This window comes from Bacillus sp. 22190 (assembly GCF_052045575.1).
Classification (GTDB): domain Bacteria; phylum Bacillota; class Bacilli; order Bacillales; family Bacillaceae; genus Bacillus; species Bacillus altitudinis.
On the sequence record NZ_JBQEPF010000011.1, the window covers coordinates 55,493 to 72,204 of the forward strand.

The 16,712-nt window shown below is 38.7% G+C and carries 17 protein-coding genes; 6 read left to right on the top strand and 11 right to left on the bottom strand.

The features are described from left to right. The first annotated feature begins 329 nt into the window (after nt 1-329). Both parE and parC read left to right on the top strand, forming a co-directional pair. Nucleotides 330-2,297 (top strand): DNA topoisomerase IV subunit B, encoded by a 1,968-nt coding sequence (gene parE, locus ACTJKA_RS14530; protein ID WP_007499323.1) that lies wholly within the window; start codon nt 330-332, stop codon nt 2,295-2,297. Nucleotides 2,298-2,299: 2 nt separating this feature from the next. Next, on the top strand, nt 2,300-4,741 hold the full coding sequence (gene parC / locus ACTJKA_RS14535) for a DNA topoisomerase IV subunit A (RefSeq protein ID WP_008343788.1): 2,442 nt from the start codon (nt 2,300-2,302) through the stop codon (nt 4,739-4,741). Between the two features lie 53 nt (nt 4,742-4,794). Here the strand turns inward: parC and ACTJKA_RS14540 are convergent, their stop codons facing one another. The 3 genes from ACTJKA_RS14540 to ACTJKA_RS14550 form a co-directional block, all read right to left on the bottom strand. Next, nucleotides 4,795-4,920, bottom strand: coding sequence for a hypothetical protein (locus ACTJKA_RS14540; RefSeq protein ID WP_008343787.1), 126 nt, complete (start codon nt 4,918-4,920; stop codon nt 4,795-4,797). 29 nt (nt 4,921-4,949) lie between these two features. Next, on the bottom strand, nt 4,950-5,297 hold the full coding sequence (locus ACTJKA_RS14545) for a hypothetical protein (protein ID WP_008343786.1): 348 nt from the start codon (nt 5,295-5,297) through the stop codon (nt 4,950-4,952). Between the two features lie 195 nt (nt 5,298-5,492). Next, a complete protein-coding gene (locus tag ACTJKA_RS14550) occupies nt 5,493-6,665 on the bottom strand; it encodes an MFS transporter (protein ID WP_046527312.1) in 1,173 nt (390 codons plus the stop codon). A 77-nt stretch (nt 6,666-6,742) separates the two neighbouring features. Here ACTJKA_RS14550 and ACTJKA_RS14555 point away from each other — a divergent pair, with 77 nt between their 5' ends. Continuing rightward, entirely contained in the window at nt 6,743-7,906 is a 1,164-nt protein-coding gene (locus ACTJKA_RS14555; RefSeq protein WP_440607815.1) for an isocitrate/isopropylmalate dehydrogenase family protein, read from the top strand. 2 nt (nt 7,907-7,908) lie between these two features. Continuing rightward, nucleotides 7,909-8,463 (top strand): sugar O-acetyltransferase, encoded by a 555-nt coding sequence (locus tag ACTJKA_RS14560; protein ID WP_046527314.1) that lies wholly within the window; start codon nt 7,909-7,911, stop codon nt 8,461-8,463. A gap of 210 nt (nt 8,464-8,673) precedes the next feature. On the opposite strand, the gene arsC is transcribed toward ACTJKA_RS14560, so the two are convergent. The 7 genes from arsC to ACTJKA_RS14595 all read right to left on the bottom strand — a co-directional run bounded on the left by arsC (nt 8,674) and on the right by ACTJKA_RS14595 (nt 14,253). Beyond that, a complete protein-coding gene (gene arsC / locus ACTJKA_RS14565) occupies nt 8,674-9,093 on the bottom strand; it encodes an arsenate reductase (thioredoxin) (protein WP_025207406.1) in 420 nt (139 codons plus the stop codon). Between the two features lie 14 nt (nt 9,094-9,107). After that, nucleotides 9,108-10,406 (bottom strand): arsenical efflux pump membrane protein ArsB, encoded by a 1,299-nt coding sequence (locus ACTJKA_RS14570; RefSeq protein ID WP_017367334.1) that lies wholly within the window; start codon nt 10,404-10,406, stop codon nt 9,108-9,110. A gap of 12 nt (nt 10,407-10,418) precedes the next feature. Further along, the gene (locus ACTJKA_RS14575) at nt 10,419-10,766 is read right to left on the bottom strand and encodes an ArsR/SmtB family transcription factor (RefSeq protein WP_017359573.1); all 348 of its coding nucleotides are present in this window, start codon (nt 10,764-10,766) and stop codon (nt 10,419-10,421) included. Between the two features lie 695 nt (nt 10,767-11,461). Next, on the bottom strand, nt 11,462-11,914 hold the full coding sequence (locus ACTJKA_RS14580) for a VOC family protein (RefSeq protein WP_017359572.1): 453 nt from the start codon (nt 11,912-11,914) through the stop codon (nt 11,462-11,464). A gap of 106 nt (nt 11,915-12,020) precedes the next feature. Beyond that, nucleotides 12,021-12,734, bottom strand: coding sequence for a DsbA family oxidoreductase (locus tag ACTJKA_RS14585; protein WP_440607816.1), 714 nt, complete (start codon nt 12,732-12,734; stop codon nt 12,021-12,023). A gap of 126 nt (nt 12,735-12,860) precedes the next feature. Next, a complete protein-coding gene (locus ACTJKA_RS14590; RefSeq protein WP_270107722.1) occupies nt 12,861-13,481 on the bottom strand; it encodes an FMN-dependent NADH-azoreductase in 621 nt (206 codons plus the stop codon). A 127-nt stretch (nt 13,482-13,608) separates the two neighbouring features. Beyond that, nucleotides 13,609-14,253 (bottom strand): NAD(P)-dependent oxidoreductase, encoded by a 645-nt coding sequence (locus tag ACTJKA_RS14595; RefSeq protein WP_007499309.1) that lies wholly within the window; start codon nt 14,251-14,253, stop codon nt 13,609-13,611. Between the two features lie 231 nt (nt 14,254-14,484). Here ACTJKA_RS14595 and ACTJKA_RS14600 point away from each other — a divergent pair, with 231 nt between their 5' ends. Beyond that, a complete protein-coding gene (locus tag ACTJKA_RS14600; RefSeq protein ID WP_440607817.1) occupies nt 14,485-15,066 on the top strand; it encodes a TetR/AcrR family transcriptional regulator in 582 nt (193 codons plus the stop codon). A gap of 406 nt (nt 15,067-15,472) precedes the next feature. Here the strand turns inward: ACTJKA_RS14600 and ACTJKA_RS14605 are convergent, their stop codons facing one another. Then, nucleotides 15,473-16,054, bottom strand: coding sequence for an NAD(P)H-dependent oxidoreductase (locus ACTJKA_RS14605; RefSeq protein ID WP_017359568.1), 582 nt, complete (start codon nt 16,052-16,054; stop codon nt 15,473-15,475). Between the two features lie 123 nt (nt 16,055-16,177). Between ACTJKA_RS14605 and ACTJKA_RS14610 the strand changes: the two genes are divergently transcribed. Continuing rightward, entirely contained in the window at nt 16,178-16,522 is a 345-nt protein-coding gene (locus tag ACTJKA_RS14610) for a winged helix-turn-helix transcriptional regulator (RefSeq protein WP_440607818.1), read from the top strand. The last annotated feature ends 190 nt before the right edge of the window (nt 16,523-16,712 follow it).

The following is a 16,712-nucleotide window of genomic DNA, read 5'->3' on the forward strand; positions in this document are numbered from 1 at the left end:
GGCGACAGGGACCTATCGGTGACCTTGCATATCGAGAAAAAGAGCGATAAGATAAATATAGAACATTTGTTCTGTTTTGCTAAAACCATCATATGATTGCATTTGGCTTATGAAACAGTCTTGTTTATAATGGACTTCTAGTTCTGATTGCAAAATGTAGAACATGATTCATAACCGTGCAAAAGAGCATGTATCGCTGAATCACACATGCATGGTGATGATGCAGCTTATTAAAGTGGACAGTAATGAGCAGCATGATCATCATTAAAATCTAGAGAGATCATTGATGATTAGCCGGTTATGTTTGTTAGTGAAAGGGGATTAAGCATTTGGTTAAAAAGCAGCAAGTAGATTATAACGATGATTCTATTCAGGTGCTAGAGGGGCTTGAAGCCGTCCGTAAACGCCCAGGGATGTATATTGGATCGACGGATTCACGAGGTCTTCATCACCTTGTCTATGAGATTGTAGACAACTCTGTCGATGAAGTGCTCGCTGGCCATGGAGATCATATCATTGTCAAAATACATAAAGATAACAGCATTTCCGTCCAAGATAAAGGACGCGGAATGCCTACTGGTATGCATAAGCTTGGAAAACCGACACCAGAAATCATTTTAACGGTCCTGCACGCAGGCGGAAAATTTGGTCAGGGCGGTTATAAAACAAGTGGTGGACTTCACGGGGTTGGGGCGTCCGTTGTGAACGCACTTTCAGAGTGGCTCACCGTGACGATAGAACGCGATGGATTTATTTATCACCAGCGCTTTGAACATGGCGGCAAGCCAGTCACATCACTTGAAAAAATCGGGAAAACGAAAAAGACCGGTACACTGATTCATTTTAAGCCAGATCCAACGATGTTCAGTGTCACCACCTATAATTTTGATACATTATCAGAGCGTTTAAGAGAATCAGCCTTTTTATTAAAAGGGCTAAAAATAGAGCTGATTGATGAGCGCCATGATGTGCAGGAAACCTTTTATTATGAGACAGGTATTGAAGCGTTCGTTGCTTATTTAAACGAGGAAAAGGATGTACTTAGTGAAGTCGTTTCGTTTGAAGGGGAACATCAGTCCATTGAAGTCGATTTTGCCTTTCAATTTAACGACGGATATTCAGAAAATATTTTGTCGTTCGTCAATAACGTAAGAACCAAAGATGGCGGTACGCATGAGTCTGGTGCAAAAACGGCCATGACGAGAGCCTTTAATGAATATGCACGCAAAGTGACCCTTTTAAAAGAAAAAGACAAAAATTTAGAAGGTACAGATATTCGTGAAGGCCTGTCAGCTGTTATTTCTGTCAGAATTCCTGAAGAACTTCTTCAATTTGAAGGACAAACAAAAGGAAAGCTTGGAACGAGTGAGGCAAGGTCAGCTGTTGATGCCGTGATTTCTGAAAAATTGGCTTATTTCCTTGAAGAAAACCGCGAAACGGCAACGCTGCTTGTGAAAAAGGCAATTAAAGCGCAGCAGGCAAGAGAAGCGGCTAGAAAAGCAAGAGAAGAAGCAAGGAGCGGCAAGAAACGGAAAAAGTCTGAAGCGACACTAAGCGGAAAATTAACACCTGCTCAATCTAGAAACCCGGCAAGAAATGAACTGTATCTAGTAGAGGGCGACTCAGCGGGTGGATCAGCCAAGCAAGGACGTGATCGAAAATTCCAAGCGGTGCTGCCGCTTCGAGGTAAGGTCATTAATACAGAGAAAGCAAAGCTTGCGGATATTTTCAAAAACGAAGAAATCAACACCATTATCCATGCTATTGGCGGCGGGGTTGGTGTCGATTTTAATGTAGAAGACATCAATTATGACAAAATTGTCATTATGACAGATGCTGATACAGATGGCGCGCATATTCAGGTTCTATTGCTTACATTCTTCTACCGCTATATGAAGCCGCTGATTGAGCATGGCAAAGTATTCATTGCCCTTCCGCCTTTATATAAAGTCAGCAAAGGCTCAGGGAAGAAAGAAGTCATTGAATATGCTTGGTCTGATGAAGAAATGGATGACGTACTAAAGAAAGTTGGAAAAGGATATACGATTCAGCGCTATAAAGGTTTAGGTGAAATGAATGCCGACCAGCTATGGGAAACGACAATGAATCCAGAGTCGAGAACGCTTGTCAGGGTGAAGATCGATGATGCTGCACGGGTGGAGCGCCGCGTCACGACACTGATGGGTGACAAAGTAGAACCACGCCGTAAATGGATTGAAAAGAATGTCGCCTTTGGACTTGATGAGGAAAGCAACATTCTTGAAAATGAAAACTTGTCGCTAGCTGAGGAGGTTTAAACATGGCACAACAAGAACGATTTCATGATTTACCGTTAGAAGAAGTGATTGGGGACCGTTTTGGTCGCTATAGTAAATATATTATCCAAGATCGTGCACTTCCAGATGCACGTGATGGATTAAAGCCTGTACAACGAAGAATTTTATATGCGATGTATGCAGAAGGAAATACACAAGATAAAAACTTCCGTAAAGCTGCCAAAACAGTCGGTAACGTCATTGGTAACTATCATCCGCATGGTGATTCATCTGTTTATGAAGCCATGGTGAGAATGAGCCAGGATTGGAAAGTGCGAAATGTGCTGATTGAGATGCATGGAAATAACGGGAGTATCGACGGAGATCCTCCTGCTGCCATGCGTTATACGGAAGCAAGGCTTTCTGCCATTGCATCAGAGCTTTTAAAGGACCTCGACAAGGAGACGGTCGAATTTGTCGCGAACTTTGATGATACAAGCAAAGAGCCTGTTGTCTTACCAGCGATGTTTCCCAACCTTCTTGTGAACGGGTCAACAGGGATTTCAGCCGGTTATGCGACTGATATTCCGCCGCACCATCTAGGAGAAGTAATTGATGGCGTGATTAAGCGAATCGAACAGCCGCATTGTACGGTTGAAGATTTAATGACAGTCATCAAAGGGCCTGATTTCCCAACAGGCGGGATCATTCAAGGTGTGGATGGTATTAAGAAGGCATATGAAACAGGAAAAGGAAAGATTATGATTCGCGGAAAAGCGGAGATTGAAACCATCCGCGGTGGACGCCAGCAAATCGTGATCACAGAAATTCCTTATGAAGTGAATAAAGCCAATCTTGTCAAAAAGATGGACGAGTTCCGCATTGAAAGAAAAGTAGAAGGAATTTCTGAGGTTCGGGATGAGACGGATCGTACCGGCCTTCGGATTGTTGTAGAGCTGAAAAAAGAAGCGGATGCGAATGGTGTCTTGAATTTCTTATATAAAAATTCTGATCTGCAAATCCCATATAACTTTAATATGGTCGCGATACATAACAGAAGACCGACTTTAATGACGCTTACAACTGTACTAGACGCTTACATTGCTCATCAAAAAGAAGTGGTGACGAACCGCTCAGCATACGAGCTTCGAAAAGCAAAAGAACGTCATCATATTGTAGATGGATTAATTAAAGCTCTTTCCATTTTAGATGAAGTCATTGCGACGATTCGTTCGTCTAATGATAAGCGTGATGCGAAAAACAATTTGATGGAGAAATATGATTTTACAGAAGCACAATCAGAAGCGATCGTTTCTCTCCAGTTATATCGTTTAACAAATACAGATATCACCCAACTAAGAGACGAAGCAAGAGAGCTTGACGTGCGAATTGCAGAACTTGAAGACATTTTAGCGAATGAGAAAAAGCTGTTTAAAGTCATTACGAACAACTTGAAGAAGTTGAAAAAGACGTATGCTGATGAAAGACGATCTGTCATTGAGGAAAAAATTGAAGAAATTAAGATTAACCTTGAAGTGATGATCGCATCAGAAGACGTGTACGTCACAGTCACAAAGGATGGATACATCAAACGGACAAGCCAGCGTTCCTATGCTGCATCAAACGGTAAGGACTTCGGTATGAAGGATACAGACCGACTGATTCACCAGTTTGAAATGAATACAACAGATGTTCTTCTGCTCTTTACGAATAAAGGGAGCTATATTTACTGTCCAGTTCATCAGCTGCCAGATATACGCTGGAAAGACATGGGGCAGCATATTACGAATATTATTTCGATTGATCGCGATGAATCCATTCAAAAAGCGATCCCAATTAAAGAATTCGATGAATCATCGTATCTCCTGTTCTTCACAAAAGGCGGTATGGTGAAGAAAACAGAGCTTCTCCAATATAAAGCGCAGCGTTATTCAAAACCGCTTGTCGCCTTGAATTTAAAAGGTGATGATGAACTTGTAGATGTTCATGTCACAACAGGTCAGCAAGAATTGTTTATTGCAACGAAAAATGGCTATGGATTATGGTTTGATGAAGAAGAAGTGAGTGTGGTCGGTCCGAGAGCGGCTGGTGTGAAAGGCATCAATTTGAAGGACGGAGACGAGGTGGTCTCTGGACAAATGATTGATCCGAAGAACAATGTGCTTGTTCTCACGACACAAAGAGGTGCTGTGAAGCGGATGAACCTCTCTGAATTTGATAAGACATCAAGGGCAAAACGTGGAGTGATCATGCTAAGAGAATTAAAGAAAAACCCTCACAGAATTGTTGCTGTGATTGCTGCTTCACTACACGATACACTTGAGATTGATACGGAAAAGGGTGCCACGATCCCGCTCGATATTTCCACACTAAGGGCAAATGATCGTTATAGCAATGGATCGTTTATTTTAGATGAGGAAGAGCAGGGAGAAGTAACTCAAGTTCTTTTATCACCTGCTGCATCTGACCAAGATGACAATAAATAAGCAAAATGAAAACCCCCTGCGTAAGGCAGGGGGTTTTTTATGATGAGGTCAATTTAACTCTCGTGATTGCCAAACATGCTTGTGATGGCATGCACTACTTCAATTCCTTGGTAAACGAAAAGAGAAAGTGAAGTGACAGAGAACAGACCTAGAATGAATACTCTTAAGAAAAATAACATCGTGTAAAACCTCCCAATTTTTGTTTGATTTAAATGGTTGGGTTAACACGAGCTACTCGGAAATTCGAAGACTGGTAGAACACTGCAAGTAAATGCTTCTTTTTCCGGTCAAATCGATCAGTATAAGTGATGCGTGCAAATCCAGCTGCCATACTGCCAATGACTAGCAGTGCTGTAAATGCCGCAAATACTGCGTTCACATGTTTTTGTTTCTTTTCATCGCCTGCTGTCTGAACGATTTTCATTTCATGTGATTCTTGATCAGCAACCACCTTTGCATGATGGTATACCTGAACGGAATGAGGCATTGAGAACAAATGAAAACTTGCAAGTGCTATGAATAAGACTGCTAATTTTAACAGCATATTTTTTTTCATTTTTCTCACCCCTTCCTGTTTATTTTCATGATCTTACCACGTTTTCAGTTATTTGAAAAGTCTTATTTTTTTACTTTCCCTCTTTAAAAAAGCGCTAAACATCAAGACATCTATAGGACTGTTTCACTTCATGAAAGGTTTCAATTTTATTTTTTAAATTTAAAAAAAGTACCGAGATCAAAGATCTGGCACTTTTCAAAAAGAATGTATTGATGTCGGTTTTGCAACAGCTTTTGTAAAGATTCCTGCAATACAAATGGCAAACAGAACAAAAATAAACGCATGAAGCAGACCGACTTGATTGGCGAGCAGTCCTAAAACAGGGGGCCCTGATAGAGAGGCTGTATACCCAGATAAAGTGACGATACTGACACGTTTGACAGCATAGCGGCTATCATCACCAGCTGCTGAAATGGTCAGCGGGAAGCCTAAGGACGCGCCAAGTCCCCATAAAAAGATAGATATCATACACACGACGAGTGAAATCTTTAAAATCACCAAGAATAGTCCGGCGGCAGCAGATAAGATCGCGATTCTTAGCAATAGCACCCTGCCAAAGCGATCAATGAAACGTCCGCTCAGTAGTCTTCCACTAATCATCCCGCACAAAAATAATGCATAGATGACCGTACTCATTGAATGAGAAACCTGATAGCCATCAACCATTGCTAGTGGAATCCAATCATTTGCAGAACCTTCTACAAATGCGAGACATAAGGCAATCATCGCTAATGAGATCGTCCGTTTGTTCAGCCATGATGTTTGACAAGCCTCAACTGATTCTGACTGCGTCTCATCCGGATCTTTTCCTGTCCCGTGCGGAATAAACCGTGTACAAATCAGGATACTGAGAAAGAAAAGGAGTGCAATGGTGAGAAGGTGAATGAGGACAGACACACCTAAATAAATAAAGAGAATTCCGGCACCTGCACCAATTAACGTTCCAATACTGAAAGAAGCATGCAAAATCGGCAGGATCGTTCTCTTGATCTGATACTCAATCTCCGTTCCTTCTAAGTTCATGGCTACATTGCACATGCCTGATCCTGAACCAAAAAGAAAAAGGCCAGCAGTGACAATTAGCGTAGAAGAGAGGGCGGCTCCGATTGCAAGGGTTGAGAATCCAATAAACATCAAAAAAGCGCTGACCACAATCGCCACTCGGCCGCCTTTTTTGCGAACGAATACATTGGAAAGAATCAGCCCGACAATGGAACCTACAGATAGGCCGAGTAAAATGAGTCCCATAGTGCCTGTATCTGCTTGCAACAAATCTCTCACTTCTGGTGTTCTTGAAAACCAAGTGGAGATGGAGATCCCAGACATCGTAAAAATAACAATGATCGCTTTATACCACTTTAATTTCATCTAATCCCTCATATCTATGTAGTCATACAGAACAAATCTACTCGATTATAAAGGAGACTTCCTGATTCGTAAATAACATGAGGGAGGATCATCATGAAGAAAATATTCCAACTTCATCATTCTTTGATAGAATAAAGACAAAAGGGGCGATACATATGTCATATCGAATAGGTGTTTTAAAGGGAGACGGGATTGGACCGGAAATTGTTAATTCTAGTATGCGTATTTTAAAGACAGCGCTGTCACAGTTCAATGAACCATTTGTGGAATTTGTAGAGTGTCCTATCGGTGCTGAAGCCATTCATTCTCATCAAGATCCAGTGCCAGCATCTACTATAGCCGCCTTGAAAAAATGCCATGGCTGGATATTAGGACCTCATGATTCAGCTTCATATCCTGATCAATTGAAAGAAAGAAGAAATCCAAGTGGAGAACTGCGTCATACATTTGATTTATTTGCAAATATTCGTCCATCGCAATCGCTGCCAGGTGTGAAAAGCGTTGCCAGTGGCGTCGACCTTGTCATTTTTCGAGAAAATACAGAAGGCTTTTATCCAGACCGGAATATGTATCAGGGGACAGGAGAGTGGATGATTACACCAGATGTCGCCATATCTACAGGTGTGTTTACAAAAAAAGCAATTACCCGTATTGCCCACGCAGCCTTTCAACGTTCAGTGGAGAGGAGGGGGAAAGTCACCATTGTTCATAAAGCGAACGTGATCAAATTAGGATCTGGCTTGTTTTTACGAACATGTCAAGAGGTAGCGAAAGCATATCCACAAGTGGAGGTTGAGGATATTCATATTGATGCGATGGCTGCTCATTTAGTGAGACGTGCAGGTGATTTTGATGTGATTGTGACAGAAAATATGTTTGGCGACATATTATCTGATCTTGCAGGGGAACTAGTCGGCAGTTTAGGAATGGCACCCTCATTAAATTGTAACGAAAATCAAGCGATGGCACAGGCGGCACATGGATCAGCACCTGATATAGCTGGTCAAAATATCGCCAATCCAATGGGCATGATTCTTTCTACAGTGATGCTTTGTAACTGGCTACATGTGAAATATCAAGATGAAAGATTAAAACAGACAGCCAGTCTGATCGAACATACTCTTGGTGAGACCTTAAAAAAGAACTTGAAAACGAAGGATTTAGGAGGAAATGAGACGACGACACAATTCACCGAGGCATTCATTCAAACGATGAATGAAGTTTCAATAAAAGGGAGATGAACATGAAAACAGAAAAAGAAAAGATGATCAAGGGAGAATACTATCACCCAAATGACCACACATTGATGAAAGATCGAGCAAAAGCGCGACAATTGACATTTGCCTATCAGCAAACAAATGAGCCATCACAGAGAATGGCCATTTTAAAGGAGCTTTTAGGCGCTTGCGGAGATGATGTGGTATTTGAAGGCAGAATACAATGTGATTATGGATACAATATCGAGGTTGGCGAGCATTTTTTTGCAAATTTTGATGCTGTGTTATTAGATGTTTGCAAGATTACAATTGGAGATCATTGTTTGTTAGGTCCGAATGTCCATATATATACAGCTGGACATCCGTTAAATCCAGAAGAACGTCAAACAGGTATTGAATTCGGCAAACCAGTCACAATTGGACATCATGTATGGATTGGCGGTGGTGCCATTATCAATCCAGGTGTGACAATCGGAGATCATGCTGTCATTGCATCAGGATCCGTTGTGACAAAAGATGTTCCGTCAAATGTGATTGTTGGCGGGAATCCTGCAAAAATCTTAAAACATTTAGAGGAATGAAAATCTGACGAATCAACCGTTGGATTTTCATTTTTTATTTTATCTCAATAAGATAAGTATACTTAATAATGAGACAAAGAAAATTCAATTGTTTCTTAACTTCCTAGAATATATATTATGTAAACTAGATATTAATTAATGCAAAAAGAGAATCTTTGACTTGATCCTCTTTATTATTAGATTTTATATTCAATCGACTCAAACGCAGCACTACTTTCCAGTCTCAGCAAACTGTTTCAATCGATCTCCAATTTCATCTCTTACCCTTTGGAAAAATGACCACTTCTCTTCTTCTGTTCCTTCTGCTTTTGCTGGATCATCAAAGTCCCAATGGACACGTTTGACATGAGGTGGAGTCATCGGGCATTTATCAGCTGCGTCCCCGCATAGTGTGACGACTAAGTCAGCGTGATGCAATATTTTCTGATCAATCAGGTCAGACGTTTGATTAGAAATATCAATCCCTATTTCTTTCATTGCTTTTACAGCATTCGGATTTAATCCATGAGCTTCGATACCAGCACTATAGACCTTCCACTCATCTCCAAGATGTTTTTTAGCCCAACCTTCAGCCATTTGACTGCGGCAAGAATTACCGGTACATAAAAAGTATATTGTTTTCTTTGACATGTTGATCGTCTCCTTTAATGTATAATCATTAGCCAGAAATACAATGCTAAAAGTGTGATGAATAGCGTTGGTACAGTTAAAATGACCCCTATTTTGAAATATGTCCCCCAGGAAATCTTCACACCTTTTTGAGAAAGGACGTGGAGCCATAGTAGTGTTGCTAAGGAGCCAATGGGCGTAATTTTTGGTCCTAAATCAGAACCAATGACATTTGCGTATATTAACGCTTCTCTCATCATTCCTTGTGTATCGGTGCCGGAAATGGCTAATGCATCGATCATGACCGTCGGCATATTATTCATGACAGATGAAAGAATCGCTGCGATAAATCCCATACCAAGAGTCCCTGCCAATAAACCTTGATCTGCTACAGCTTGAATCACGCTAGAAAGAGCATCAGTAAGCCCTGCATTTCGCATGCCATAGACAACAACGTACATACCTATGGAAAAGAATACGATCGCCCAGGGAGCTTCTTTTAGAACGCTTTTTGTTTGAACAGCAGGGCTTTTTTGTGCAATGACCAAGAATAAAATGGCAATCACTCCAGCTATGACCGATACAGGTATAGATAAAAATTCGCTTGCAAAATAACCAATCAACAAAAAAGCTAATATATACCAAGATAATCTAAACATCTTTGGATCTTTTATTGCTTCCCTAGGTTGCTTTAACTCAGTCATATCATAGCGTTTTGGTATACTCTTTCTAAAGAAAAGGTACAGCACAGTGATACTCGCTAGCAATGAAAAAAGGTTTGGAACAACCATTCTGGATGCATATTCAATAAACGTAATGTTGAAATAGTCGGCTGTTACAATGTTCACCAAATTACTTACGACAAGTGGAAGCGACGTTGTATCTGCAATAAACCCACTCGCGATAATAAAAGGGAATACAATTTTTTCATTGAAGTGTAATGCTCTGACCATGGCTAAAACAATGGGTGTCAAAATAAGTGCTGCACCATCGTTTGCAAATAAAGCAGCGACGATTGCCCCAAGGATGGTCACATACACAAACATACGTAGCCCACTGCCTTTTGCAGCCTTTGCCATATGCAATGCTGCCCATTCAAAAAAGCCGATTCGATCAAGTATAAGTGAAATGACGATAATGGCGACAAAAGCTAAAGTCGCATTCCAAACGATGCCTGTCACGGTGATCACATCGTCAACATTCACAACACCTACGATTAAAGCTAAAATAGCTCCTCCACAAGCGGACCACCCTATGGATAAATTTTTTGGCTGCCAAATAACCAATACCAAAGTGAACAAAAATATGATTAATGATAAAACGGCAAAACTCAAACCCATCCCTCCTTACGAACAAGACATGTTTGTTGCTTTATGTTGTATACTTTTTATAAGGTCGTCTTCTTTATCAATTTGATTTAAGATGATCCGAATCGTCTCAAATTCTGGACACAGTGTATTGATTGAATAATAACGCCACTGCCCTTTTCTGTTCTCCTGAACAAATCCAGCTTTTTTTAATTTTCGTAAATGCTGACTAATCGCTGGTTGACTCATTTCGAACATATCTACCAGTTCACACACACAATATTCCTTCTCCAAAAACAATTTCATCATGATCAGTCTTGTTTGATCACTGAGTGTTTTTAAACAATTCGACATATGTGTCACACCAATTGAAACATCTGTAGTCACAATGATTCCCCCTCTTTTCAACTCCTTCAATAGTATATAACTGAAAACTTATATAATCAATTGATTATATGAATTCAAACAAAGATTCATTCGTGTGAAAATGATTGATTTAAATACCCACTTCTCTTCTTTAAATGAAACCACATAGTTATTTAAATAGCCCAGTCCTCCTAATTGGCAAAAAGGTGTTGATAAAAACAAAAGACAGAGGTCTTGTGCCTTTTATCATTCGAGTGAAATTAAATAATCAAGAAGAAAAAACTTACGAGCAAAGGCGGTTATACATGCCACTGGTACGTGGAAAAACCCTAACCCAATAAATGCTGAAGGGATTATGACAGAAAATGAACAATCGAATGGTATTCCTGATATTTTAAATCGCGATCTGACTCGGTATCAGAATTGCAGTAGTTGGCATTGGGCATTCTGCTGTTAACACTTTGCTCGAGCTGCCAAAGCTAAAGAGAGACATCAAAAAGCACAGAAATGATATGGATTTTAAGAAAGCAGGATATTAGTGAGGTATTAAGAGGAGAAAACAATGATCAATTGCCTGCAAGAGGTCAACTAGATGGAAAGGACCCTTCTTGGTGTCCTTTGATCAGAAGGAGAAAGAGGGTCCATTAATAAAGATACAGTTATTGTTTCAACTAATTAAAGGACCCTTGTTCTTGACTTGGTACAAATTAGATAGTTCATAAAGGTTTTTGGGGTAATTCCATTATTTGAATCTCCATTCCCCATGAAGTTGTGATATAGAAAAATCCAAGAGGGCTCAGCTCTCTAACTTTAACATCAGACTGTTCTGCAAAATATTTTAAAGCCTCTTCTATATTGGTGACTGTAATAGCTAGATGGGCTACACCGATATCACTGGGTTTTAGGTGAACATTCTGTTGATCTGGCGTCGACCATTGAACCAGTTCAATCTTTCTACCGCCATATTGCAAAAATGCCGCCCCTTCTACAACTGAATGTTCGTGAACCCCAAAGTATCTTTTTAAACTATCGTCTTCAAACTGCATCCGTCCTGGCCGGAACAAGACTTCAAAACCCAAAATATGAGTGAAGAATTCAACTGCTACTTCGATATCGGGTACTACAAATCCTGAATGCTCGATTGTGCCTTGGAAAATTGTATTTTTCATATCGCTAAACCCCTTTGATTTTTGGAAGTAAATGTTTCATTATAAAGTGGTATTTAAAGTAGCTATATCAATCTTTTGTGATTTCTATATCTTTTTTGAATATCCATTAAAATTTACATGTTCCATCTGAACAATATTCATCGAGCGACGACTCTAATTTATGCTCTTCAACCTTACGATTCCCGTACTCTTCTTTCCATACCTGTTGTAATGTTTCTAAAAACACTTCGCTAGGTTGTGCTCCTGAGATGACATATTTATCATTCACAACGTAAAAGGGCACGCCCTGAATCCCAATTTTAGATCCCTCGGCTCTATCAGCTGCGATATTCTCGCTATATTGATCATTTGATAAAACATCCAAAGCTTCGTTGCCATCAAGACCTATTTCACTTGAAAGTTGAGCAAGTGTTGCGTGATCACCGATATCTAGTGAATCTGTGAAATGAGCTTTCAAAATACGTTCCATAAACTCCCGAATCTTCCCTTTCTCTTTTGCATAATAAGAAAGACGAAGTGCATCATATGAATTCGTAGGAATCATTGTATCAAATTGATAATCTAACCCAACCTCTTTTGCTTTCTGTTTCAATTGATTGTTCAGTACTTTTGCTTTTTCATATGGGACACCATGCTTAGAGGATAATACTTGATGGATATCCATTCCTGTATTTTTTTTCGCATATGGATCTAATTGAAAATGTCGAAATAAGACTTCGACCTCTTCTTTATGTTCAAACTGTTCTAACCCTATTTCAAATTGACGTTTGCCAATAAAACAAAACGGGCAAACAAAATCAGACCAAATTTCTACTTTCATCCTATGTTCCCCCTTTATGATTTTAATGAATGTATTTTGTCTATTCTTCTTTATTACGCTTTTGAACGTGCGAGGTGGGATGATGTTAATTAAAATCTTTTTAACTAATCCCACCAATGCTCTTTTTTAAAACGTTCGTGCTACCGTTTTTGCTTTTTCAATTGTTGAAGTAACAATTTCTTCTTCTTTAGTTGGATCATAGTCAATACCTTCAACAAAAATCGTTGGTTCCACTTCAATTCCAACAAACTTCAGCGCACCTCTTACGTAACAATCGGAATGTTCCATTCCAATTGCCTGCGAATAAAATCCTCCCATACCATGAATATGGATTGCTTTTTTCCCTTTCATCAATCCTTCTGGACCTTCTGATGTATATTTAAACGTTTTTCCAGCACTCATGATTGTATCAAAATAGGCTTTTAATAAAGGTTGGATTCCTAAATTCCACATTGAAGACTGAATGATATATTTATCTGCTTCCATAAATTGCTTTGTGAATGCATTCACTGCTTCTATTTTTTGTGATTCAACATCTGTTAGCACTTCCCCACTTCTTAACTTCTTTTGTCCAGTTAAAAAATCAGCATCGATTAATGGCACATTTGCATAATAGACATCTACTTCTATTATTTCATCCGTTGGATTTACTTTCTTATATTCAGTGATAAATGCTCTAGCAACTTGCGTACTTCTTGATTGTTCCTCACTTTGAGGTGTTCCTTTAACAAATAATACTTTTGACATGATCATGTCCCCTTTATGATTTTGATTTTGAATACTTATAAAAAGAATGCACACGCAATATTTTGGTATGACCCTAAATGATTCCTATAATTTCTGCTGAATCAACAACCTCATACAAAAAGCTGATTTAATGATTATAGACAATGGGCATTTTTCCGATTAATTGGTGTTGCCTAGCAGCGTCATACATGAGTTTAGCGACATTTTCCCTAGATACGGACATTTTAGCTGGCTGATCGCCGAATGAATAACCGTAAGATTGCCCGTTGTATTTGATATTAGGATTAATGATTCGAACGACTGTCCAATCCAGGTTCGATTCTTTAATCAGTTCTCCTATCTTCTTCATTTCGGCATAACCATTTGGCATGAGAAGTTTAGGCAATATTCTTGGCAATATCGTCGATAAGCTTTTCTTATCGTCTTCAGATTGCAAGGCTGGCGTCGCGAGTGTAATCAACCTTTTTTTGGTGAACTTCTTCATCGCTTTGACAATTCGGTTATGTCCATCGGCGATCGGTGTACCTTTTTGTTTTCGAGACAAATCAATGCCGGGACCTAAGGTGCTTATCACGACATCAGCTTCTGAAACTGCCGTTTCAATAGCTGAAGTGTTCGTTAGTTCACCCGTTACAATGCGTAAATTCGAATGCTTTTGCTTGATTTTCTCAGGGTTTCTAACATATACCGTAACGATATCTCCGTTTTCTAATGCAAACTGTGTTAAAAGTTGACCGATTGCACCAGTTGCACCAAAAATAGTGATGTTCATGGTCGTCTATCTCCTTTTGTTATTCAGAATGATCACAATGATTTCCTTGATCAAAAATCTTTCGTAATAACATGTGTTATTTAAGCAACGCGCGTTGTATAATTGATGATAAGATGAAAAAGAATAATAAACAATAACCAAAATAGCCAATATGTAGTTTACGCAACACTTCTAATGTATTGTCGTTTTTAGACAAGATGATGAACCCTAAAAGGAGAAGAAAAAATAATTATGCCAAAAAAAGATCCGAGAATACTTCGTACAAGACAATTGATTGTAGACTCTTTTCTTTCGTTAGCTAGTGAAAAAGATTTCAACCATATAACGGTACGTGATATCACAGAAAAGGCTACTATTAACCGGGCTACATTTTATGCGCACTTTGACGATAAATTTGATTTATTACATTCTACAATCACCAATACATTTACAGACAAATTGAAAAAAAGACTCAATGATCACGATGGATTCAATGAAAAAGTCATTGCAAATATTTTTCTAGCCATGTGTGATCACCATAAAGAGATAAGCGACCTATGTCCCAAAGGTTATCATTCTTTAGGAACTATTATCGAAAGTAAAATTAAAGAGGAGTTACAGAAACTAATAGCTGATCTTATGCTAAAAGGAACTAAAAACATCATCGAATTAGAGGATAAACAAATGGTAGCAACCCTATCTACTATGCTAAGTTGGGGGATATACGGAGCTGCATACACATGGAATAAGGATGGAAGACTTATTTCATCAGAAGAGCTAGTGACTAAGACCCTGCCTATCTTTAGAAATGGTATGAGTCAGTATTTTCTTTAATGAAATGATGTTAACAATCTGCTTGAGCCGGCAGTGCTAAAAGAAATATTAAAAAAACACAGAAATGGTATGGATTTAAATAGTGGGGTATTTGGAGGAGAAAGCAATGATCAATTGTCTGCAAGAGGTCAATTAGGCAGGCTCGATTTGTTGTTGCTTAAATGACTGGTGATAAAGAGTCTACTGAAACGTGTAGCACTAAAGTTATAAAGCTTTACTTTAAATAGTGGGATTCTTATACGACTATTGTTTATCAGATCATACAATGGATCTACATTTACCTTCTTGTACAAGTCTATCCTTTTGTTTGTCTAAATCTCACCTCTTTCAAATTTCAAAACTTCTACGACCTTCTCAAGAAATTAAATCGGTCGTAGAAGATGGGCCTTATTTGTTGTACTGTAAATCAAATAATCTGGGATATTTCTTTTAAAAATTGCTTTCTCTTTTCATCTGTTGTTAAGTTCACTCTAGAAAAATGAATCCATTTCGTGGATTCATTTTTCAATCCCAAATCAGCTAGCGTTCTGTTAATAAAAACGCTTTGAATAGCATTTCCAGCTTCAGATTCAATATAATCCTTATCTGTTGTAGATGTTGAGATCACGGTTGTTTTTTTTATATTTGTCAATAAACCTTTCAAAGTACCAGTGTTTTGATCTTCAATGAATGCGAAACCGCTTAACATCACTTTATCAATAAATCCTTTTAACATAGCAGGTAGATCCCACCACCAGACTGGGAAAATAAATACCAATTCTGTTGACTGTTTTAATTTTTCTTGATAATCCTTCACTAATGAATAAGGCGTTTCTCCTTTATGAAAATGCTTTAATTCTTCAGCTGTAAACACAGGATTAAATCCATCTTTATATAAATCGATTACTTGAAACGGTTCTCTCTTTGTTTCTAATTTTTCTGTTATGGAAGTCAAAATGGCATGATTATAGCTTCCATCCCAAGGATGTGCATAGACAATCGTTTTCATTATTCATTCACCCTTTTTCTGAGTTTTGCATCATTTTTTGATGTACATTGATTTTATTGTATGCTATAACATACTACAAGTACGGTAATCAAAGTGCGATACTAACCCAAAGGAGAGTATAAAATGAATGAGGAGTCCTTCCAGACGAAAGCTGAGCTAAAAGATACTGGTTTTGGGTATACTTTGTCATTAATTGGTGGGAAATATAAAATGCCAGTTCTGTATGCTTTATATTCAAACGATGGTCCTGTTCGCTATAATCAGCTGAAATGTAAGCTCGGAACGATTTCTTTTAAAACATTAACCAATACACTAAAAGAGCTTGAAGCGGATCACTTAATTCATCGTAAAGAATATCCCCAAGTGCCTCCAAAAGTAGAATATAGTTTATCTGAAAAGGGTTTATCACTGATGCCTGTATTAGATGAGATATGTTATTGGGGAGAGGAACAAATGAAAAATAATTAGGTAGAGTGGAAAGAAAGCTACTACGGTTTAAACATGCTTTCTAAAGTAGCTTTCTTCTCATCTTATATCAATCCGATTGGCTCATTTTGTTGATGCGCTAACTCCATTCCTTCTGCCAGATAGAGAGCGTTCTTCCCGATACATGCTGCTAACTTGCATCTAAAATCATGGAAGTCGGTGTAAGACCAAT

What these genes read in the sequence shown, in the direction of transcription:
- parC (WP_008343788.1), top strand. Translation starts at nt 2,300, where the DNA reads ATGGCACAACAAGAACGATTTCATGATTTACCGTTAGAAGAAGTGATT.
- ACTJKA_RS14540 (WP_008343787.1), bottom strand. Translation starts at nt 4,920, where the DNA reads ATGTTATTTTTCTTAAGAGTATTCATTCTAGGTCTGTTCTCTGTCACT.
- ACTJKA_RS14545 (WP_008343786.1), bottom strand. Translation starts at nt 5,297, where the DNA reads ATGAAAAAAAATATGCTGTTAAAATTAGCAGTCTTATTCATAGCACTT.
- ACTJKA_RS14550 (WP_046527312.1), bottom strand. Translation starts at nt 6,665, where the DNA reads ATGAAATTAAAGTGGTATAAAGCGATCATTGTTATTTTTACGATGTCT.
- ACTJKA_RS14555 (WP_440607815.1), top strand. Translation starts at nt 6,743, where the DNA reads ATGAGGGAGGATCATCATGAAGAAAATATTCCAACTTCATCATTCTTT.
- ACTJKA_RS14560 (WP_046527314.1), top strand. Translation starts at nt 7,909, where the DNA reads ATGAAAACAGAAAAAGAAAAGATGATCAAGGGAGAATACTATCACCCA.
- arsC (WP_025207406.1), bottom strand. Translation starts at nt 9,093, where the DNA reads ATGTCAAAGAAAACAATATACTTTTTATGTACCGGTAATTCTTGCCGC.
- ACTJKA_RS14580 (WP_017359572.1), bottom strand. Translation starts at nt 11,914, where the DNA reads ATGAAAAATACAATTTTCCAAGGCACAATCGAGCATTCAGGATTTGTA.
- ACTJKA_RS14585 (WP_440607816.1), bottom strand. Translation starts at nt 12,734, where the DNA reads ATGAAAGTAGAAATTTGGTCTGATTTTGTTTGCCCGTTTTGTTTTATT.
- ACTJKA_RS14590 (WP_270107722.1), bottom strand. Translation starts at nt 13,481, where the DNA reads ATGTCAAAAGTATTATTTGTTAAAGGAACACCTCAAAGTGAGGAACAA.
- ACTJKA_RS14595 (WP_007499309.1), bottom strand. Translation starts at nt 14,253, where the DNA reads ATGAACATCACTATTTTTGGTGCAACTGGTGCAATCGGTCAACTTTTA.
- ACTJKA_RS14600 (WP_440607817.1), top strand. Translation starts at nt 14,485, where the DNA reads ATGCCAAAAAAAGATCCGAGAATACTTCGTACAAGACAATTGATTGTA.
- ACTJKA_RS14605 (WP_017359568.1), bottom strand. Translation starts at nt 16,054, where the DNA reads ATGAAAACGATTGTCTATGCACATCCTTGGGATGGAAGCTATAATCAT.
- ACTJKA_RS14610 (WP_440607818.1), top strand. Translation starts at nt 16,178, where the DNA reads ATGAATGAGGAGTCCTTCCAGACGAAAGCTGAGCTAAAAGATACTGGT.